The organism is Pseudoalteromonas pernae (genome assembly GCF_039831865.1).
Classification (GTDB): domain Bacteria; phylum Pseudomonadota; class Gammaproteobacteria; order Enterobacterales; family Alteromonadaceae; genus Pseudoalteromonas; species Pseudoalteromonas pernae.
The window spans coordinates 273,801-294,842 of record NZ_JBDODM010000002.1; the positions used below are offsets into that span (position 1 = coordinate 273,801).

The 21,042-nt window shown below is 45.9% G+C and carries 13 protein-coding genes and 3 tRNA genes; 8 read left to right on the forward strand and 8 right to left on the reverse strand.

Features of this window, described 5'->3' with window-relative positions; genetic code table 11:
• The first annotated feature begins 5 nt into the window (after nt 1-5).
• The 5 genes from rsxC to nth are packed head-to-tail and all read left to right on the forward strand — an operon-like array spanning nt 6 to nt 5,493.
• Nucleotides 6-2,426, forward strand: coding sequence for an electron transport complex subunit RsxC (gene rsxC, locus V1358_RS05310; RefSeq protein ID WP_347392837.1), 2,421 nt, complete (start codon nt 6-8; stop codon nt 2,424-2,426).
• On the forward strand, nt 2,423-3,481 hold the full coding sequence (gene rsxD, locus V1358_RS05315) for an electron transport complex subunit RsxD (RefSeq protein WP_347392838.1): 1,059 nt from the start codon (nt 2,423-2,425) through the stop codon (nt 3,479-3,481). The genes rsxC and rsxD overlap by 4 nt, the downstream gene beginning before the upstream one ends.
• Nucleotides 3,478-4,122, forward strand: a complete 645-nt coding sequence (gene rsxG, locus V1358_RS05320) for an electron transport complex subunit RsxG (protein WP_347392839.1) — start codon at nt 3,478-3,480, stop codon at nt 4,120-4,122. The genes rsxD and rsxG overlap by 4 nt, the downstream gene beginning before the upstream one ends.
• The gene (locus V1358_RS05325; protein ID WP_347390936.1) at nt 4,115-4,816 is read left to right on the forward strand and encodes an electron transport complex subunit E; all 702 of its coding nucleotides are present in this window, start codon (nt 4,115-4,117) and stop codon (nt 4,814-4,816) included. The genes rsxG and V1358_RS05325 overlap by 8 nt, the downstream gene beginning before the upstream one ends.
• Nucleotides 4,817-4,860: 44 nt before the next feature.
• The gene (gene nth / locus V1358_RS05330; RefSeq protein ID WP_347390937.1) at nt 4,861-5,493 is read left to right on the forward strand and encodes an endonuclease III; all 633 of its coding nucleotides are present in this window, start codon (nt 4,861-4,863) and stop codon (nt 5,491-5,493) included.
• Between the two features lie 110 nt (nt 5,494-5,603).
• Here nth and V1358_RS05335 read toward each other — a convergent pair whose 3' ends face one another.
• Complete coding sequence (locus V1358_RS05335) at nt 5,604-5,999, reverse strand: rhodanese-like domain-containing protein (protein WP_347392840.1); 396 nt, start codon at nt 5,997-5,999, stop codon at nt 5,604-5,606.
• 133 nt (nt 6,000-6,132) lie between these two features.
• Here V1358_RS05335 and V1358_RS05340 point away from each other — a divergent pair, with 133 nt between their 5' ends.
• Nucleotides 6,133-7,065: a GlxA family transcriptional regulator gene (locus V1358_RS05340; protein WP_347392841.1), complete on the forward strand. Its 933-nt coding sequence runs from the start codon at nt 6,133-6,135 to the stop codon at nt 7,063-7,065.
• A gap of 64 nt (nt 7,066-7,129) precedes the next feature.
• Here V1358_RS05340 and V1358_RS05345 read toward each other — a convergent pair whose 3' ends face one another.
• Both V1358_RS05345 and V1358_RS05350 read right to left on the reverse strand, forming a co-directional pair.
• A complete protein-coding gene (locus V1358_RS05345; RefSeq protein WP_347392842.1) occupies nt 7,130-7,777 on the reverse strand; it encodes a response regulator in 648 nt (215 codons plus the stop codon).
• Nucleotides 7,774-10,845, reverse strand: coding sequence for a sensor histidine kinase (locus V1358_RS05350; RefSeq protein ID WP_347392843.1), 3,072 nt, complete (start codon nt 10,843-10,845; stop codon nt 7,774-7,776). Before V1358_RS05350 ends, V1358_RS05345 begins: the two co-directional genes overlap by 4 nt.
• A 194-nt stretch (nt 10,846-11,039) precedes the next feature.
• Between V1358_RS05350 and V1358_RS05355 the strand changes: the two genes are divergently transcribed.
• Both V1358_RS05355 and gloA read left to right on the forward strand, forming a co-directional pair.
• Nucleotides 11,040-16,367: a S8 family serine peptidase gene (locus V1358_RS05355; RefSeq protein ID WP_347392844.1), complete on the forward strand. Its 5,328-nt coding sequence runs from the start codon at nt 11,040-11,042 to the stop codon at nt 16,365-16,367.
• Nucleotides 16,368-16,555: 188 nt separating this feature from the next.
• The gene (gene gloA, locus V1358_RS05360; protein ID WP_347390939.1) at nt 16,556-16,954 is read left to right on the forward strand and encodes a lactoylglutathione lyase; all 399 of its coding nucleotides are present in this window, start codon (nt 16,556-16,558) and stop codon (nt 16,952-16,954) included.
• 33 nt (nt 16,955-16,987) lie between these two features.
• On the opposite strand, the gene V1358_RS05365 is transcribed toward gloA, so the two are convergent.
• From V1358_RS05365 to V1358_RS05385, 5 genes are all read right to left on the reverse strand, one after another.
• Complete coding sequence (locus tag V1358_RS05365) at nt 16,988-19,204, reverse strand: HAMP domain-containing hybrid sensor histidine kinase/response regulator (protein ID WP_347392845.1); 2,217 nt, start codon at nt 19,202-19,204, stop codon at nt 16,988-16,990.
• A complete protein-coding gene (locus tag V1358_RS05370; protein ID WP_347392846.1) occupies nt 19,204-20,373 on the reverse strand; it encodes a sugar ABC transporter substrate-binding protein in 1,170 nt (389 codons plus the stop codon). Before V1358_RS05370 ends, V1358_RS05365 begins: the two co-directional genes overlap by 1 nt.
• A 229-nt stretch (nt 20,374-20,602) precedes the next feature.
• Nucleotides 20,603-20,678: transfer RNA gene (locus tag V1358_RS05375), tRNA-Glu, on the reverse strand.
• Between the two features lie 144 nt (nt 20,679-20,822).
• Nucleotides 20,823-20,898 (reverse strand) — tRNA-Glu (locus V1358_RS05380).
• A 53-nt stretch (nt 20,899-20,951) separates the two neighbouring features.
• A tRNA-Glu gene (locus tag V1358_RS05385) sits at nt 20,952-21,027 on the reverse strand.
• Nucleotides 21,028-21,042: the final 15 nt, after the last annotated feature.

Sequence of the window (21,042 nt, forward strand, 5' to 3'; positions counted from 1 at the left end):
GTGAGTTGGACTCTTTATTAGAACGAATCAGTCGCGGAGAATTATGGCAAATTCCAGGTGGGGTGCACCCACCTGTGAACAAAAGCCAGTCAAACTCGCTGCCCATCCACACACTACCGCTGCCAGATAAAATCGTCTTGCCAGTGAAACAGCACATCGGTGCGCAAGGCCAATTGCTGGTGAATATTCAGGATACGGTGTTAAAAGGCCAAGCACTGACTAAGCCGACGGCTAATTGGTCAGTGCCTGTGCATGCGCCTACTTCAGGGCGAGTTATTGATATCACGCCTATGCCTTCAGCGCATCCATCTGCGCTACCGGAATTGAGCATAGTGATTGAGCCTGATGGCGAAGACACTTGGTGCCAGCTGGTTCCACATCCAAATTATCGTGATATGACTCCAGAGCGCCTTATTGATGTACTGCATTTTGCCGGCATATCAGGCATGGGTGGCGCAGGGTTTCCAACCTACATCAAAGCAGCAACTAAGCAAAACATTGACGTGCTGATTATCAATGGCGCGGAATGTGAGCCCTACATCACTGCCGACGATGTATTGATGCAAGCTCATAGTGATGAGATAGTGCGCGGCATCGATGTGCTACGCCATCTTTTGCAACCCAAAATTACGCTTATCGGCATCGAAGACGATAAGCCAAAAGCCATAACAGCGATGGAAGAAGCCTGTAAACACTTTGATGATATGCAGGTAAGAGCAATCCCAACAAAATACCCATCAGGTGGCGAAAAACAACTTATTCAAATTCTGACTTCCAAGGAAGTGCCCGCTGGCGGTATCCCCGCTGATATCGGGGTACTGGTTCAGAACGTGGGTACCATGTACGCCATTCAACAAGCGGTGGAGCTAGGTAAACCGCTGATCGAACGTGTTGTAACAGTAACCGGTGATACCCTCGCGCAAAAGCGCAATGTGTGGGCATTACTTGGCACTGAAGTGAAGCACCTGTTGACACAACAAGGTTTCACCCCGGAACCTATGCAACGCGTTATTATGGGTGGCCCTATGATGGGCTTCACTTTGCCGAGTGTGCGCATTCCAGTAGTAAAAACCACTAACTGTATCCTTGCTCCGACAGAAGCAGAAATGCCGCAAAGCGGAGCCGAGCGCGCCTGTATTCGTTGCAGTGCGTGTGCGGATGCCTGCCCAGCAACACTATTGCCGCAGCAATTACAGTGGTTTGCTAAAAACAAAGAATACGAAAAACTCGAACAGCATCAGTTATTTGATTGTATCGAGTGCGGCGCCTGCGCCTATGTATGCCCAAGTGAAATCCCTTTGGTGCAATACTATCGGGTTGCCAAAGCGGAAATTCGTGAGCAACAAATCGAACAGGTTAAGTCAGACCGCGCTAAAGAGCGTTTTGAAGCACGCAAAGAGCGATTAGAGCGTGAACAAGAAGAACGCCGCAATCGCCATAAGCGCCCAAGCAGAAGTGCAGCACAAAATAGCCAAAGCAAAGAAAAAGTGGCTGAAGCACTTGCCCGTGTCAAAGCGAAGAAAGCCGATGGGGGCGAAGAAAAGGATAAGGTTGCCGCCGCTATTGCTCGTGCAAAAGCGAAAAAGGCTGGCGAAGCGCTCGAGCCAGATAATAGTGAAGTCGCGTTAGAACGCGCAGCTCGCAAAGAAAAAGCACGTTTGTATAAAGAACAAAAGCAACAATCTGACGATGCAGAAGCGCCAGCGAAAGATGATAAAAAAGCAGCTGTTGCCGCTGCCATCGCTCGCGCCAAAGCGAAGAAAGCTGAGCAATCAGAGTCAACAGACACTGAGGCTCCAGCACAAGACGATAAAAAAGCAGCCGTTGCTGCCGCCATAGCTCGTGCAAAAGCGAAGAAAGCTGCGCAATCTGAAACAAGTGACACAGATGCTCCAGCACAAGACGACAAAAAAGCCGCGGTTGCGGCCGCCATTGCTCGTGCAAAAGCGAAAAAGCTAGCCAAAGCGCAAGATCAGCAAGAAGGTGAAGTCACACCAGACGCGGATGCTCCAAGTGCTGAAGAACCTGCACAAGCGCCAGAAGACGATAAAAAGGCCGCTGTTGCCGCCGCCATTGCCCGTGCTAAAGCAAAGAAACTCGCGAAAGAGCAAGAACAGCTGCAGGCTGACGATACCAGTGCTAGTTCAGAACAAGCCAAAACCTCTGACGAACAGCCAAGCTCCGCAGAGGATAAGAAAAAGGCGGCTGTCGCTGCAGCCATAGCGCGTGCTAAGGCGAAGAAACAGGCAAAGGAACAAGAAGCCGAAGCTAAAAGCGAGTCCAGCAGCGAAAACAACCTTGCTGAGCAGCCGCAATCGGACCAAGACAAGAAAAAAGCTGCCGTTGCCGCAGCCATTGCCCGCGTAAAAGCCAAAAAGGCCGCTCGCGAAGCGCAGGACAACTCAGATAACGAGGATCCATCATGAAACTCAATATGATGAGTTCACCATACAAACACAGCCAAAAGTCCGTTACTCGTATTATGTTTATGGTGGCCATCGCTGCTATTCCTGGGATTTTGGCACAGTGCTACTTTTTTGGCACAGGTGTACTGATTCAATTGGTATTAGCCTTGGTGTGCGTCACTATTTTTGAAAGTGCGATGCTCCTAATTCGTGGCCGCAATGTATGGCCAACGCTTCAAGATGGCAGCGCTTGGCTAACCGGTTTGCTGTTAGCAATAAGCATCCCACCACTGGCACCTTGGTGGATTGTGGTCATTGGCTGTTTTTTTGCCATTGTCTTTGTAAAGCAGCTATACGGCGGTTTGGGCTTTAACCTATTCAACCCTGCGATGGCGGGTTACGTGCTGTTGCTGGTTTCCTTTCCAGTGCAAATGACCGCTTGGCTGCCTGTGTCAGAACTTGCTAGTAGCCCTGTTGGTTTTGTTGATGGGTTATCGGTGATCTTTACCAATTACACTCAATCAGGTTTCAGTGTTGAACAACTGCGTACGAGCGTAGATGGCATCACCATGGCAACACCGTTAGACACGCTAAAAACAGATGTCAGCCACGGCATGACTGTCGCTGAAAGCATGGCTAAACCTATTTTTGGCCAGAGCGCTGGCCTAGGTTGGCAATGGGTCAATGCCGCTTACTTGTTGGGCGGTTTAGTGCTACTGCAGCAACGTGTGATTAATTGGCATATTCCAGTGTCAATGCTCGCTTCACTCGGGTTGTGCGCAAGTATTGGCTACATCTTTGATTCAGGAAACCAGCCGGGTCTCGCGTTTCATATGCTAAGCGGTGCGACTATGCTAGGAGCATTCTTCATCGCCACCGATCCGGTGTCAGCCTCTACCACCAATCGCGGCCGCTTAATCTATGGCGCCGCCATTGGCTTGTTGGTTTACCTCATTCGTAGTTTTGGCGGTTACCCTGATGCAGTCGCGTTCGCGGTGCTGCTCATGAATATGGCAGTGCCATTGATTGACCATTACACCCAGCCTCGCACTTACGGCCATGGAGCGAAGTCATGATTGTTTCTTCGATGGTAAAAAACGGTGCCATCTTAACGGCATTTGCGCTGGTTACCACAGGCGCGGTTACACTAGTTCAGCAGTTCACGGCACCTACCATTGCAGTTCAAGAAAAGAAACAACTGCAAGGCTTATTGCATCAAGTATTACCAGAACCAGCTTATGACAACGAACTTTACTTAGATTGCACTGTGGTCACCGACCCGGAACTGGGTTCAAACGAGCCACACACGGTGTATCGTGCCCGTAACCAAGGCGAGGTCATTGCGCTGGTTATGCAAAGTACGGCGCCAAACGGTTACAGCGGCAACATCGAATTACTGAGCGCCATTTACCCTGATGGTACCGTTGCCGGTGTGCGAGTGACCAAACACAATGAAACGCCGGGTCTTGGCGATAAAGTCGAACCAAAACGCAGTGATTGGATCAATAGCTTTAGCCAACAACAAGTCCTAAACGCAGGCGATAACCGTTGGGCAGTGAAAAAAGACGGCGGTATGTTCGACCAATTCACGGGGGCAACCATCACGCCCCGTGCTGTTGTCGGTGCGGTAAAAAATACTGTTATCTATGCCCAAGCGCATTTCTCTGAGTTAGCAAACGCTGCAAACAGTTGTGAGGTGGCACAATCTAATGAGTGATTATAAAACCCTATTCAAAGATGGTGTCTGGGTAAACAACCCTGCGCTTGTACAACTGCTCGGCTTGTGTCCATTACTTGCAGTGAGTAGCACGGTGACTAACGCGTTAGGCTTAGGCCTTGCGACACTGCTTGTGTTAGTGGGCTCTAACGTGACGGTATCCGTGGTACGTAACTGGGTGCCCAAAGACATTCGTATTCCGGTGTTTGTCATGATCATTGCAGCGTTTGTAACCATCATCCAGTTGCTGATGAACGCCTTCACCTTTGGCCTTTATCAGTCTTTAGGGATCTTCATTCCGTTAATCGTGACTAACTGCGCCATTATCGGCCGCGCTGAGGCTTTTGCGTCCAAGAACAATCCAATCTTAAGCGCGTGGGACGGACTGATGATGGGACTAGGCTTTGCAATTATTCTGTGTGTCCTAGGCGCCATGCGCGAACTAATTGGCCAAGGCACCTTATTTGACGGCGCTGATTTGTTACTTGGGCCATGGGCACAAAGCTTACGCATGGATCTCATTCATTTTGACAATCAGTTTTTACTCGCTATTTTGCCGCCAGGCGCATTTCTTGGTTTGGGGTTATTGATTGCCGCTAAAAATGTGATCGATGCCCAAATTAAGGCTAAACAATTGGCACCGAGTGCAGAGCAAGTAAAAGGACCTCGAGCGCGAGTCACCAGCTTGGATTAAAGCACTCAGCTAGGAAAAAATAGAATAAAAACAGGGGCAAGGTAATGAACAAAGAAAAACGACGTGTCATTTTAGAACGTTTACGTGAAGCTAATCCGCATCCGGAAACAGAGCTTGAATACAGCTCGCCGTTTGAACTTTTGGTCGCTGTTACCTTGTCTGCTCAAGCAACCGATGTGGGCGTTAACAAAGCCACTCGAAAACTGTTTCCCCGTGCAAATACCCCACAAGCGATTCTCGACTTAGGGCTCGAAGAGCTACGAGAAGCTATCAAAACCATTGGCCTATTCAACTCAAAAGCCAATAATGTCTACAAAATGTGTCAGATTTTGGTGGAGCAACACGGCGGTGAAGTCCCTGAAAACCGTGAGGCACTAGAAGCCTTACCTGGGGTCGGTCGTAAAACCGCAAACGTGGTACTTAACACTGCCTTTGGCTGGCCCACCATTGCGGTAGACACCCACATCTTCCGCGTTTCTAACCGCACTAAATTTGCCATGGGTAAAGATGTTGTCGCGGTTGAACAAAAGCTAGAAAAAGTGGTACCCGCAGAATTTAAAGTCGATGTACACCATTGGCTTATCCTCCATGGCCGTTACACCTGTGTAGCCCGCAAACCCAAATGCGGCTCGTGCATCATCGAAGATTTGTGTGAGTTTAAAGAAAAGACCGAGTAGCACGAATTGGGCATTATCAAGTACCTATGGTTATGCCCAGTTAAATATCCCAAGAAGCGTTCTACACACTGGCTAAGTCGCGCCTCTATACAGCCTTTGTAAGCTCACTTTTAATCGCAGGTGAGCTCAAATCCTTCATCAAGCCAACCCGTTACCCCACCTATCATTTTTTTGACTGGGCGCCCCAACCTAGCTAGCTTAATCGCCGCCTTTTCCGTGGCGTTGCAATGTGGCCCCGCACAGTACACAACAAACACGGTGTCTTCGGGGTAATGTTTTAAACGCGCTTGGGTAATGGTGGGATGAGGCATCAAGGTCGCGCCTTCGATGTAACCTTTTTTGGCGACCTCTAACCCTCTGACATCCAACAACACAAAATCAAACAGGTTGTTATTCAATGCGTAATGCACATCCCAGCAATCCGTTTCAAATCTTAGCTGCGACTGAAAATACGCTAATGCTTCGTCACTTTGGGCGGGTCTAGGTCTGATCACGTTCGATTTCATAATAACTCCTTTGTTTAATACATCAGCTTGATTCCTCACCTGTATTATTGACGTCATCTAATCTTCTTTAAATCGTCCAATTAGACTAGTATCGATAATATATAGACAAATCAACCATAGGCTGTACTGAGCAATGAAAGTCACCATTTTGCTTTTAGAAAAGTTATCTTTGTTCGAGCTTGCCTGTGCCGTTGAGTTGTTTGCCCTACCAAGAGAAGACATCAGTGATTGGTATCAAACTAAGATAGTGTCACTGAGTAACAGCACGTTTGAGGGTTTGTGCAGCTCGCACTTTACATGCGAGCACGTCAATCAATTAGAACCATGTGATTTGTTAGTTATTCCAAGCTTCCCTGTAGAGGCGCAAACAATTGATGACACAATTCGCCAAGAAATACTGAAGCACTTCAACGCTGGCGGGCGCATTATTAGCTTTTGCTCAGGCTCATTTTTATTAGCCGCTTTGGGCTTATTGGACAATCGCGAGGCGACAACACACTGGCGATACAGCGATGAATTTCGTGCGCGTTTTCCTGGTGTTATTTACCGAGAAGATATTTTATACACCTACGACGGCGTGATTGGCTGCTCGGCGGGGAGCGCGGCAGGGATTGACCTTGGCATTGAAGTTATCCGCCAAGATTACGGCCACAAGATTGCTAATAGTGTCGCCCGCAGGTTGGTGTTACCGGCGCATAGAAGCGGAGGGCAAGCGCAGTTTGTCGAAAAGCCGCTAGAAACTGCCAAATCTGTGTTATCCAACACCTTGGACTGGGCGGTACTCAATTTAACGCCCCAGCTTAGTATTGCTGACATCGCCGCCAAGGCAAATATGACCCGCCGTACCTTTGATAGACAGTTCATAAAACACTACAAGATAACGCCGCTGCATTGGCTCATGCAGCGCAAGTTAGACGTGGCAAAAACCCTCTTAGAAAGTACACAACACCCGATTGAACACATTGCTGAGCAATCCGGTTTTGAGTCAGCTGTTACCTTGAGGCACAACTTTAAAAAATACCTGTCGATTTCACCCCGGGAGTATCGGGGGCGGTTTAAGCGCTAAGGCTGATATCATGCATATGGATAGATACGGTAGCGGCTCAGTCCTAAGTTGCCTTATTCAGCGATCAGTTCACTTGGGTTAAACCTAAACTGATCGCCGCTTTGATCAATCCCGCAAAGTCGTGAATTCCCAAACGATTCATGATCGAACTCCGGTGTGCTTCTACCGTTTTCAAACTCACGTTAAGTTGATTTGCGATATATTTTGAAGAATGCCCCTCAGCAACAAGCTGCAATACTTGCCGTTGCCGAGGTGTGAGTAAATCGTCTTGGTTTGGACCCATATGCTCCAGCACATCACTCACTGCCTGAGAACAAATACCTTTTGATAAATACCGTTCGTGTTTCATCACTGAATTAATAGCCACCAGCAACTCTTCGAATGCAGAATCTTTGAGCACGTAACCATCCGCCCCATTGAGCCACGCACGCGCCACATACTTGGGCCAATGATGCATAGATAACATAATGATTTTGCCCTTGTAGCCAGATTTACGAGCACTTGCAACTACATCCAAGCCATTCATATTAGGCAATGTCACATCTAATAATGTGAGCGTTGGTTGTTGCTGCAACATTAACGCCAGCGCTTGTGCTCCACACCCTGTCTCGCAAATGGGCGTGTCTGGAAACTGTTGCTGTATCAAACTCTTTAAACCCGAGCGCACTAGCTCGTGGTCATCTGCCATTATAAGACTGTTTATGATTGTCATTTCAGAGGGATCCTAGCAGTGATTGTGCATCCGTTGTTGTGCCCAGCGCCTATCTGTAAATCACCTTTGACTTGATATAGCCGCTCTCGCATACCGAGTAAACCCAAGTGTTTTCCACTACGAATACATTGCTCTACACTGTGCAGTTCTATACCGACACCATTATCGCTAATGCACAGTGTTAAATACTCATTGACCGCACTTACAGTGACATCGATGTGAGTTGCTTGCGCGTGTTTCAGGGCATTGTTCAACCCTTCTTGGATAACGCGAAATGCCAATTCTGATTGCTCGGCGATTCGATGTTCTAAATCGGGTTGTAAATAAAAACGTATCTCTACCGAAGTCCGTTTTTGTAAATCGTTAAAGTATTTGTTTAGCGCTGCATATAACCCCAGCTCATCGAGCATAGGAGGACGCAAAGATTGGGAAAGATCACGCGTTTGGCTGATGATCTTATCTAATAAAGAGACGCTTCCGCTGACTTGGCGATACATCAAGGTGCCATCATCTTGTAAATTGAGCATCTGTAACCCTAATTTACACGCGGTAAGATTCTGGCCTATTTCATCGTGTAATTCGCGGGAGAGATGTCGTCGCTCTTGTTCCTTTGCTTGATGTTTAATCTCTTGAAGTCGCAATAAATCTTGGTTGCGCTGATGTAAACGCCGAGTCCTAGATCTATGCCAATAACTCAAGAGACTCATTATGAAAACACTCATGAACAACGCAAACCACACTGTTTGCCACCAATGTGGATTTACGGTGATAAATAAAACCTCACTGTATTGCCATTGCCCACTGTAATCACGACTTCGCACTTGAACTTGATAGTGCCCCGAAGACAAATGATGTAACAAAAACTGCTGAGTAGCCCCTATAGCCTGCCAAGGCTCTTGTGCATTTAATCTATATTCATAGTCTTTGGTACCCACGCCATAATCTAATAAAGCAAAATCAAGTTCGATGATACTTTTAGGCCCCACACTCAGAGGGCTGTCAGTCCTAGCTATCAGAGTGTGATCCTGCTGCTTAACTTTTGCATGAAGAATTAGCGAGCGTTCAACGTCACGGGGCATGCTTGTGTGTTTATTTATGCGTATCACCCCCTCTAGTCCACCAAATAGCAAAACATGGTCGTTTTGTGCACTGGCGTGGGCGTTAAATTGTGGCGTTCCGACTAACTCATCAATTGGGTAGTTTATAATCTCTTCACGCGTGCGACTTATTCTAGATAACCCTTTGGCTGTGGCCAGCCAAACACTCTGATCACTGTCTTGTTCAACCGCTAAAATGATGTTCGAATTAAGCCCATGTTGCTGTGTAAAATTCTCTACACGAGCGCCCGACTCAGCGGCTTCAAATACACCTCCACCGCGAGTTGCGAACATGATATTGCCATTGCTAAGTTTGGTTATTGCAGTGACATTAAAATGTGATTCGCTGTTACTCAGTGCATCTATATGCTGGCACTTTAGCGGCTTAATTTCGCATCGACTCAGGCCTTTTGAGCGTGTCCCCACCCACAAATAACGACCATCGCGCAGCAAAGTCGTCACATAATCACCTAACAGCCCAGAGTTAGGCACTTCATGTTCATTAAAACCGATCAGTAACTGGGAATTGCCTGACCACAACATCAACCCCTGTCCGCCACTGCCAAACCACACATCCCCATTGTCATCTAGGTGTAAAGCATTTACGTAGCCAATATCTGTGTGTCTATAACTAGTGAGTTTGAGTAACTGCTCGGTGTTTAAGTCAATCACCCATAAGCCAAACGTTGTTCCCAGATAAATTTTGTTGCGCTCAAGATCAACGTCAACAGCAAGGATCCCAACTTTTCCTATTTCTGGATAATGTTCTTGTAAACGTTGGAACTTTTCTTGTGGTATTTCGCCAAGCTTGCCTTTGTTAATCCGAACCAAGGAGGATTCACCCGTACTGACCATTAAACCAGCGCCAAAGCTGCCGAACACAGCTTCGCCATTACCGAGGATGTTTGCGCTGGTAATGTTGGTTAAATCGCCCATAACATCGGTGCGCATGAGACGAGCCTCTAGATCGTTATAGTTGATTCGCGCACTGAATAGCCCCTTACTCAAGGTAGCGATAAACAATTTAGATTGATACAGAGCCAAACTGTATATGGGCACTGCGGGCGTTTGCAGACGAGCACCTAAATCACTTGAATTTGCCACGGTCAATGTAGCCGATGGAATATCGTAAACGAAAACACCATTATTCAACGTAGACACAAAGACTTTGCTGTTGCTTAAAGCCAAATCAGTGACCGTACCAACCGCACGCTTAGTTTCGGGTGTCGGAGTCACCCACTCCAATTGCTTGCTTGAGTGGTGATAACGATACAAGCCTGTGCGCGTTGCAAATAAGAAAGAATCTGAAGCTATTTGCCTAATAGCAAACACACCGTCGCTGCTTTTAAGCCCGGTGTAATCGCTCAACCAAATTTGTTCAAAGTTGTTACGCTCAGAGTTATACACTGAGACCCCCCCACCGAGTGTTGCTATCCATAACCTCTGGGAATCGTCTAGGTACAACGAATACCCATAATTAGAGGAAAGGCTTTTGGGATCATTGGCTCGATGAAAATATCGCGTGAATGTACCACTTTGAACATCAAGGAGGTTTAAACCATTTTGGGTGCTCACCCAAGCGCTGTTGTTGTCAACAAAGGCAACATCATACACAGAATCATTTGATAAAGAGTCGAGGGAAGAGGTCTGGCGATATGCTGTGACCTTCCCCGACAGGGGCTCGAATATGTTCAATCCACCTGAATTGGTCGCAATCCAAATATTGTCATTCTTATCAATAGTGAGAGAACGTATATCATCATCAGACAAGCCTTGTTGGGACGAAATGTGCTTCAACCGGCTACCATCATAACGATAGACACCTTCACGCGTTGCTAACCACATCACGCCATGGCTATCAAATTCAATATCAATAATTGAATCAACATCAATGCCGACGTGATGAAAACTTATGTTAGCAAATGCACATTGAACGCTCAGAGCAATGACAAAATATACAAAAAATTTCAATATTATTTCTACAAAATAAACAACCGCGAAACAATACAATGCCACAGGATGGACGGTCAAGACGTTGGATTGGGTACAAATTACACTAGGGTTTCCCCCAATACCGCAGCGAGAGTCAAGTTGTTATAACAGATATAGGTGAATATTTATTCACCTAATCATAATAACAATTATCCACTCAACAGGATGTCAACATGAAACGCAACAACAAGGTTTTTGCTAAAACAGCATTAGCGACCTTAACTGCTATGTATGTGGCGAGCATTGGCGCTACAACATCTCAAACAGTAAATAACCCAGCACTCAAAGTAGAAAAAATACAGTTCAATTCGCAAGCAATTGCAGCGCGAATGGATGCACAAAAGGCGAGTTTTGAAGAACCTTCTTTGGTTCAGAACAATGGCCAAAATGTGCTAATCAAACCATCGAAAAAATTTGTTGCTGGGCCTGATGATGCGCGCACTCACACTTATCTTATTCGTCTGCGTGACACTCCCGCTGCGTTGCACAAAACAATGCAACAAGATGGCACTCAAATGCCTTTGTTATCGGCGAATACTCTTGGTGCACGCCAGCATAGCCCTCTCTCACAGCCTGAGGTAGTGAGCTACATTGATAATCTAAAGCAAAAGCAAGAGAGTTTTGTTTCGAGTGCAAAACGCCAAACAGGAATCGATCTTGCTGTTGAACACAGCTTTCAAATTGCAATCAATGGTATCGCGTCACACCTAAGCAAAGACGATGCTGAACGCCTATCAAAACTACCTGAAGTTGCCAGTGTTCGAGCGGTGCAAACTTATGATTTGCTGACAGACACAAGCCATGAGCGCATTGGCACAAAAATGGCGTGGGAAAATACACAATATGGCTCAACGAGCGGCTTAAAAGGTGAAGGTATGCTGGTCGGTGTTATCGACACTGGTATTAGCCCTAGCCACCCTATGTTCCAAGCAACGGGTGATGATGGTTACACCATTGAAAACCCGCTTGGTACAGGAAACTTTTTACATGATTGTAAAATCGAAGGCTACGAAGACTTGTGTAATGACAAGCTTATTGGCATCTGGTCGCACCCTGATATTACTGCTGCGTATAGCGATCCAGAAGCAGGTCCATACGGCGAAACTCGCCCTGCTATCGGTTTAGACTACAATGGCCACGGTACGCACACCGCAAGTACGGCAGCAGGTAACATAGTTTATAATGTAAAGCACAAACTTCCTGCGCTTGCTGCTACATCAACAGGTATTGAAACAGGCATCATGCTGGATGAAGTGTCTGGTGTAGCACCTCACGCAAATATCATCTCTTACCAAGCTTGTTCGCCTGGCCAAGTTGGCGCTCTCGATAAATATATTGGTTGTCCATCTATTCCACTCGTGGCCGCTATCGAACAAGCGATCATCGATGGTGTTGATGTTATCAACTACTCAATTTCGGGTGGTTGGGATCCACATAACGACGATGTAGAATTGGCTTTCCTAGCGGCTCATGAAGCAGGTATTAACGTATCAGCTTCTGCGGGTAACGCAGGTACCTACCAATCAGTACAGCACATCTCCCCTTGGGTATTATCTGTTGGTTCAACGCAGACAGGCCGCTCATTCTCAACGGCTCAATCATCGCGCGCGATTAACTTAGAGGGCGGTGTCACACCACCACGCAGCTGGCGCACTGACATCTACGGAACATTTACCAGTGATATTACAGGTCCAGTGGTACTGGCATCAGATTATGGCAATGAATTCTGTGAAGAACCATTCAACACAACCTTCACTAACGGTGAAATTGTGTTCTGTGCTCGCTCAGATAGCAGCAGCGAAAATGGTGCGCTGCTTACCAAAGTTAAACATGCTAAAGATGCAGGTGCTGCAGCAGTCGTTGTTTACAATACTGAAGCATCGAACACCAACATGCATTACACCTTGGAAAGTGACATTCCACTTGGTATGACACCACTGAATAACGCAAACGAATTTGTGGCTTGGCTGAGCGAAGGTGCTGACCATCGTTTAACGATCCCTAAATCAAACAACACAATCAAGCATAATCAAAACATGGTTGATGCTATGTCAATATTCAGTTCAATCGGCCACGCAGCTGTACCTGAATATCGTGAAGCAACAGCACCGGGTATTGCAGCACCGGGATCTGATATCTTTGCTGCAGACACCACAGATCAACCGTTTACTTATGGCGCTCAAGTTGCCGTTGGTAGCATTGGTCCAGCAGATTATGGCGTCAAGAGTGGTACTTCAATGGCGAGTCCACACATCGCTGGGGTAATGACATTAGTGCGCCAAGCACACCCTGAATGGTCGCCATCTGAAGTGATGTCTGCAATTCAGCTGACTGCAAATGATGCTGTAAAAAATGCGATGGGCCGTGATGATAACGTAGGTCCATGGTGGCATGGTTCAGGCATCGCGCAAGTTGATAAAGCCATTAACGCTGGTCTTGTCATGCATGTGCCAGTTGAGCACTATCAGCTCACTAACCCGTATGCTGGTGGTAACTTGGGCGCATTGAATACGCCGAACATGGTAGATGAACGTTGCTTCTACCGCTGTAACTGGATCCGCGAAGTAACCGCAACAGTAGATGGTACTTGGGACGTAACAACACTGACTGATGAGTACAGTGTCAAAGTCGATGTTGAGCCAAAGCAGTTCACGCTTAAGAAAGGCGAAACGCAGCGCTTATCAATTACAGGCAGCTGGCAAAACGCTCAAAGTATTACCAACAGTGCCCGCGGTGCAACGGTATTTGGTAAGGTTCAGCTTATCGCGCAAGACCCTTCTGTTCCTGTGTCTCAAATGAATGTGGAAATGTCGCTGGACAGCGGAAAACTACCTGAGATTGTTGAGTTTACATCCCACACAGATGCACCAACATTCCGAATTGACAATCAACCGATTGGCAAGGCGACTGATCCACAAGTAACTGTCTATAAACCAGTAAAAGCCAACGTTGAAGAGCTACTCCTCAAAGAGCTACCTAATGGTAATGGTTCTGAAATGTTTTCTGCTAAGCAAGATACAACTAGCGAAACACTGCACGTTTCGTGGGTTGATGTGCCAGAAGATGCCGTTCGATTCATCGCTGAACACGTAAGCTCTGGTCCTGCAACAGTAGAAGATGAATACAACGCCGACAAAGGTAATATCAGTATTTATGTTGGTATTGATGCAAATGGCGATAACCAAGTTCAGTATGACGATGAAGTTATTTGTAAATCTACGGTGAAGAATACTGAAGTCACTGAGTTTTGTAATATCCCTTATCCTGACGCAGGTAAATACTGGGTAGTGTGGGAAGAAAATAACCAAAACACTATGTATTGGCGTGGCAAAGAAGATGCGTGGTTCCCGCATAAAGTAGCTACCGCCGTTGTTATGGGCGAAAAAGCACAGAGCGTCGATGGTTCTGTCACTGCTTCAGCTGACTCAGAGTTGCTGTCAGATATTACTGTTAAGTTCAATAATCTAGAGCAAAGTGCAGGTGAGCGTCATTACAGTGCTATTGAGTTAGGTAGCGATAGCCAAAACCCAGATAACATTGGTCTAGTGTCTATCAATGTTAACCGTGGTGATGATGTTGTCAGCTTCCACAGCGATAAAGCACGTGCCATCGCCGGAGATAAAATCGCATTTGAACTAGATGTATTGCCGAACGTATCAGGTGGCGACCGCTTATTTGATATCAGTGGTACGCTTCCTGAAGGGCTTACGCTCGAAGATGTATACCTATCAAACAATGGTTACATTACTGGTGAAGTAACCGTAGATGGTAATAACTTTGTTGTTTCAGGCGTACAAAACAACAGTCAGGGACGTAAGTCGATGTATCACATCACCGACTCAATCACTGACCAGTCATGTAAAACACCTGTGGGTAATGGCGGCTATATCGATCTGTTGTCATACGGTTTGCAACCTGAACCAAGCGCACCGGTAATCCCTCTCGATGGTGCATGGCAAATTCCTTTTGCATCCCTGTTCAATGATAAAGAAGATGGCGAACAATTTACGCTGTTCCACAATTACGAATACGGAAATGGTTCTGACAGTCTCTACATCCACCCTACTGGCGCCATAGACTTCGACGGTGCTGTTACATACAACTATCGCTTTGCTAATGATAACTTCAGCAGTCCACCACAACTAATGGGCGCGTTCTGGTATAACCGCTTCCACCCAGTGATGGCAAAAGAAATGGCTTGGGGCGCGCCATACCAAGTGAACGATGCTGACGGTAATGCGTTGCCAGAAAGTGAAGTGGCGGGTATTACCGTGTCTCGCCTGATTGACCCAGCAACAGGTTCTGGCACGCACGTTGTTGTTGAATGGGATAACCTTCAACATATGCAAGGTAAGAATGGCTGTGATTACTGGAGTTGTGGCCTTGATATCGAGTATGAGCCGCTTGAAGGTAATGACATGCGTGTAGATACTCAGGCTATCATCGCACGTGGTTACGACCACTCTCCTGGTGCATATGAAATTGTTTACGCCTATGACAACCTACACTTTGAAGACTGGAACGGTAATGGTACTGGTATCCAGGCTGGTTTGGGTGTTATGGAGTTTGCATCAGCGGGTGTTCGAGGCTTCCGCGGCCCAATGGACCAACGCTCACCATTCTATGGCTGGACAAACCAAAGTATCGTTCCTTGGGACGATAACTACGGCCTTCTTGACGAATACTTAAAGGACGACATGGTTGTTTGTCTAGACTACGACGGTCCTGAAGTAACTGCGTTTAAAGTACATATTGTTGCTAGCTCAAATGCTAACTCAATTGGCCAAGATTTTGACGTAACAGTGAACGCCGATATTGAAGGCGAACCGATGATGGTAATGAGCCAAAACATTAGTTTCCCTTCAAACATCACTATGTTCTCGATTGACGATGTAACGACAATGGAAGAGCAAACCGTAACAGGTATCCGCGTTGATTATATGGATAATGACAATGTGTCGAATACCATTTCTGTTAGTGGCGAAGGTTTTACTGCAAAAGTGAACGGTCATCACAGTGGTGCGACAATTGATATCACTCCTGATGCTGATTTCAGCGGTCAAACGCAAGTGACTGTTAAAGTAAGTGATAACAACTACCCTACTGATGCGATGAGCACAACCTTCATGCTGAATGTTGAAGCTGTGAACGATGCGCCAACCGTACAGGCAAGCGCTAACAGCACACAAATCGTTGAAGGCACGAGTGTGACACTTTCGGCGGGTGCTGCAGATGTTGATGGTGATGAACTAACCTACTCTTGGGAAGGCCCTGGTTCAATCGCAGATGCAACTGCTGCAAGCACATCGGTTAGTGGCCTAGGTGTAGGCTCTCATACATTCTCTGTAACCGTATCTGATGGTACAGAGCAGGTAACGTCGAACGTAACTGTGAATGTAACAGCACAAGCTGTTGAAGAAGAGAAGAAAAGCTCAAGCGGCTCGTTCGCTTGGCTAATGCTACTTCTACCGTTTGCATGGCTACGCCGACAAAAGTCATAACTTCATAAACCCGATACTTATTAGTGTCTGCCAAAGCCGCTCTTTATGAGCGGCTTTTTTCATGTCTATATTCAAGGTTGTCGCTATGCACTAGAAACGATAGAGTATGGCGTTTTATGGCTGTTTAATCTTTACGAGTAGCATTAGTTGTAAAGCTTTACGGCTTGTTTTAGTAATTAGGGGGCATTATGCGTTTATTACACACCATGTTGCGCGTGGGCAATTTAGAGCGCTCTATCGCGTTTTACACGCAAGTACTGGGTATGAAAGAGTTACGTCGAGCTGATAACGAGCAATACCGTTACACGCTGGCTTTTGTGGGTTACGGTGAAGAGAAAGACCACACTGTGTTGGAGTTAACCTACAACTGGGACCAAGATAGTTATGATTTAGGCACAGCCTATGGTCATATCGCCATCGAATATGATGACATTTACAAAGCCTGTGATGAAATTCGTGCAGCAGGCGGCGTTATTAGTCGTGAGCCGGGCCCTGTTAAAGGTGGCACCACAGAGATTGCCTTTGTGAAAGACCCAGATGGTTACGCAATTGAGCTCATTCAGAAAAAGGGTGACAACTCTTTTTAAACTCACCCTATTGAGCTTTGAAAAGAGGATAACCTAGGCTTGGTTAGCCTCTTTTTTCACTAGCCACTTCGACAACATAGCTACCAGCACTGGATGTTCTATTGGTTTCGCAAGGTGATCTTGCATTCCTGCTCGCAATGCTTCATCCACATCTTGACTCATCGCATTGGCGCTTACAGCAATAATGGGTTCATGATTTGGGTCGCACTCACATATTCGTCTCGCTGCACTAAGGCCATCCATCACAGGCATTTGGATATCCATCAGTATTAAATCAAAACGTTGTTTGGCTTGTGCGTCAACAGCTTCTTGGCCATTTTCGACTGTCGTGACTTTTATGCCTAGATCGGTTAAGAATCGCTCTATCACGCACTGATTAATTGGATTGTCTTCGGCAACCAGTACATGTGTCCCGTCAAAATATTCAGCTAGTGTGGTGTCGGCAGTTAAATCAGCAACCACTGGCGCCGTATCGGATAACTCAAAATCGAGCTCAATAATAAATTTACTGCCCTTGCCTTGCTCGCTTTCAAGATTGATACAGCCTCCCATTAGCTCGACAAGTCGCTTGCAAATAGTCAGACCTAACCCCGTCCCGCCGAATTCTCGCGTCGTACTCTCTTGCGCTTGCACAAAGGGCTGAAATAATTGTGATTGCTTGTCCTTTGGTATACCCACGCCTGTGTCTTTAACATAAAACTGACAATAGCATGTGTTGTTATCTATGCGGTGGTGAAGTCCGATTTCGATTCCGCCTTTACTGGTAAACTTAACCGCATTAGATACCAAATTAATAAGCACTTGTTTGACGCGAATTTCGTCACATAGCACATACACTGACGTGTCATCGTCAACATTCAATGAGCAACTAATGCCCTTACTTTCACAGCTAGGTTGAAACAGCGATAATACATCTTGAATCATCACCTTCACATCACAAGGGCGCTTTTCCATTATGATCTTGTTGGCTTCGATTTTAGAAAAATCGAGGACATCATTGATGACTGTAAGCAGCATTTCTGTACATAAACGTATTTGTCGGATGTAGTCAGACTGCTGTGGTTCAAGACTCGAGCTTTGCAATAATTGTAAATAGCCAAAAATACCATTCATTGGCGTGCGAATTTCATGACTCATGTTCGCCAAGAACAAACTCTTAGCCCTTTCAGATACTTGCGCGCGATGCTTCTCCTCTTGCAATGACTCTATTTGTTGCTCTATCGTCACAGCCATGCTTTGCAAGTTATTACTGAGACTCTGAAATTCACTGTAATTAAATTTACGAACATTAAAGTCATAATTCCCTTTGGCATACTCTTGGCTCAACTCAGAAATATCATCGAGTGGCTGATTTAACTTATGCACTAGCCAACGAGCTAACAAGATGGCGCAAAGAGCGAGAGAAAGAAGTAATATTGCCGAGAAGGCTAAGCTGTTTTTAAGAGCATGAAGGTGAGGACTCTGACGTTCTTTAATCAACAAGTTTAAACTCTTTTTGGTGTCACCATGCACTATGTCTACGATAGGGCTTGCTACCTCCAAAGTACCTTGATGCGTTGATTGTTGAGCAAGCCCGAGCATGTGATCCCCATACTGCAAAAAGTAATTTCGCTCACCGAAGTCAGTATCTTCTTGCTCTATACGCTTAATTTCATTAAGTAAGCCCGCCGCTGGCTTAAGTGTTAATAGCACCCCTGTATTTTCAAATGGCGTACTCAGCGACTCTTGCTCCAAGCTCAACATGGTGGCCAAACCAATATAAACGACCTGCTCGCTTTCATTGCTATTTACATCTGGCAATGACAACGCAAAATACATTGATGCTTTGTTTGCCATTACATGTTCTGCAATAGGCTGCGTTATGTCTGGATTTAGATTTAAAGCCGACAGCGGGTAACCTTCAACGATAAAACCATCACTATCAATGACCATCGCGGCTTCAGTGTTTGCATTGGTTTTTACGTAAGTTTGTAACTGAGTCAGTGCGAATTGGGAATACAGAATTCGCACAGGAAGCTGTGCAATCGCTTTAGAGGTTGCTAAACGCTCATTTTCTATCGTTGCTTTGTATAAGATTTGCCGAATTGCCAATGCATCATTTTTAGCGCGCCAGGTGAGCGTTTGTTGTGCTTGATCAAGTGTACTGTTGTAAAACTGGTTCGCGAAAAAGGCAACGACTATCAGCATGGGTAAGATGCTGATAAAAACGATGGTTCTAAATAGCGCTGCACTAAATTTAGGCGTTGGCATTACTCTTCCTGTGTAGCGATTGAGCGCTCAGCTAATCGCTGCATAAATTGTCCTGTTTGTTGTGCACTCATAGCTTGTGCTCCAAAGCGAGTATATCCCTTTAACATGACTTCCCAGATGATCATCATACTGCGCGTATTAGGCATAGCTTGTGTATTAGCCAAAGTTTGCAAAAACACTTTAGCATCCTGTTCGGCATCATCTAAGATGTTGTCGTATACATCTTTTCGAACTGGCACACCGACTCGCTGTTGCCAAAACTCGTTTTGTACATCTGGTTGCATTAACAATTGGGCAAGCTTATACAACTGTGCTTTTTTATCTGAATCCAAAGAGTTGTTAGGAAAAGCTAAAACAAAAGATGTTGAGTAAGGCTTCATCGGTCTGCCATTGATTGAGGGTAACTGTGCTACCCCTAATTTTTCCCCGAGACCTTGCTTGTAGCGATTGTAAGCCCACATCCCGTTGATACTGTACGTAGTCTGTTGGGACAAAAAGCGCTGGTCATTGCAGGCATAGTCGCAGCTAGGATCCACTATGCCCTTGTTCGCTAAATTCCAAACAAACTCCAATGCTTGATGCATCGAACTAGTGTTTAAATTCGGTTGCTCTGCGACTACAGGGGATTCACCAAAGGCATTAATAAAGGGTATAAACCAGAACATTTCCATAAAGCTCCAACCGATTATCGGTTTATCGCCTTTTGCCTGCTGACGTTCAATTTCTTTCCAACTTGGGGCCGGGGAATCTACCAATTCCTTGTTGTAATACAACACAAGATGATTTCCTCCCACAATAGGGATACCAATTCGTTTGTTGTTTACTTCACCACTGCTAGCAAAAAAAGGCGTTAACTGGATGGGCACAAAGCTATCAGGAATTTCGCTAAAGTGGACAAACTCATTCATGCCTAGATGGTCGGAAGGTACTATTATGGCATCGGATTTTGCCCCCGACTCTGCACTTTGAATCAATCTTACTTTTAAAATCTTCTGATCAACCCACTTGGCATCAAGCTCGATGTTTGATTGTTTGGTCGCTTTAGTCAGTAATTCAGTGAAGTCGGGGTTTTCAATTGAATAGGTCAAGGTAATAGCCGCATCAGTGTATGCAGAGACACTAGAGACTATAAAGAGGATGAATGCATTAATACATGCTTTAAAAATCACAATAGACCAAACTTTTTCCAATTATAAACTAAGAATAAGTCAGATAATGCCAAGCGCCAGAAAAGACTCCTTGCATAGTGCTGATTCCAGTTAATTAAGCACAACTTAAAAGGTGGATAGCGACTAAGTTAACGCAAAGTAATCAGATGAGCAAAGACAATAGGTTTTTAAATAAAAACAGAGAGTTAATTTGAACAGTTGATGCACTAAAGAGGGTGTAGATGGAAAGTGGCGTCCCCTAGGGGATTCGAACCCCTGTTACCGCCGTGAAAGGGCGGTGTCCTAGGCCTCTAGACGAAGGGGACAAAAATTTTGCATTTCGAAGCGCTGCTTCGAGTAATTTTTGTAAGTGCGACTGCCGAGCCAGCGAGGCTTAACGGCCTAATTACAAAAACACATGCTTTTGTCACTAGGACTGGTTATTTAGACTCTTACCATATGAGTTAAAGTGGCGTCCCCTAGGGGATTCGAACCCCTGTTACCGCCGTGAAAGGGCGGTGTCCTAGGCCTCTAGACGAAGGGGACACAAAGTGTGTCACTAGGACTGGTTATTTAGACTCTTACCATACGAGTTAAAGTGGCGTCCCCTAGGGGATTCGAACCCCTGTTACCGCCGTGAAAGGGCGGTGTCCTAGGCCTCTAGACGAAGGGGACACAAAATGTGTCACT

Coding starts and splice junctions, on each gene's coding strand:
- rsxD (WP_347392838.1), top strand. CDS start 2,423: ATGAAACTCAATATGATGAGTTCACCATACAAACACAGCCAAAAGTCC.
- rsxG (WP_347392839.1), top strand. CDS start 3,478: ATGATTGTTTCTTCGATGGTAAAAAACGGTGCCATCTTAACGGCATTT.
- V1358_RS05325 (WP_347390936.1), top strand. CDS start 4,115: ATGAGTGATTATAAAACCCTATTCAAAGATGGTGTCTGGGTAAACAAC.
- nth (WP_347390937.1), top strand. CDS start 4,861: ATGAACAAAGAAAAACGACGTGTCATTTTAGAACGTTTACGTGAAGCT.
- V1358_RS05335 (WP_347392840.1), bottom strand. CDS start 5,999: ATGAAATCGAACGTGATCAGACCTAGACCCGCCCAAAGTGACGAAGCA.
- V1358_RS05340 (WP_347392841.1), top strand. CDS start 6,133: ATGAAAGTCACCATTTTGCTTTTAGAAAAGTTATCTTTGTTCGAGCTT.
- V1358_RS05345 (WP_347392842.1), bottom strand. CDS start 7,777: ATGACAATCATAAACAGTCTTATAATGGCAGATGACCACGAGCTAGTG.
- V1358_RS05355 (WP_347392844.1), top strand. CDS start 11,040: ATGAAACGCAACAACAAGGTTTTTGCTAAAACAGCATTAGCGACCTTA.
- gloA (WP_347390939.1), top strand. CDS start 16,556: ATGCGTTTATTACACACCATGTTGCGCGTGGGCAATTTAGAGCGCTCT.
- V1358_RS05365 (WP_347392845.1), bottom strand. CDS start 19,204: ATGCCAACGCCTAAATTTAGTGCAGCGCTATTTAGAACCATCGTTTTT.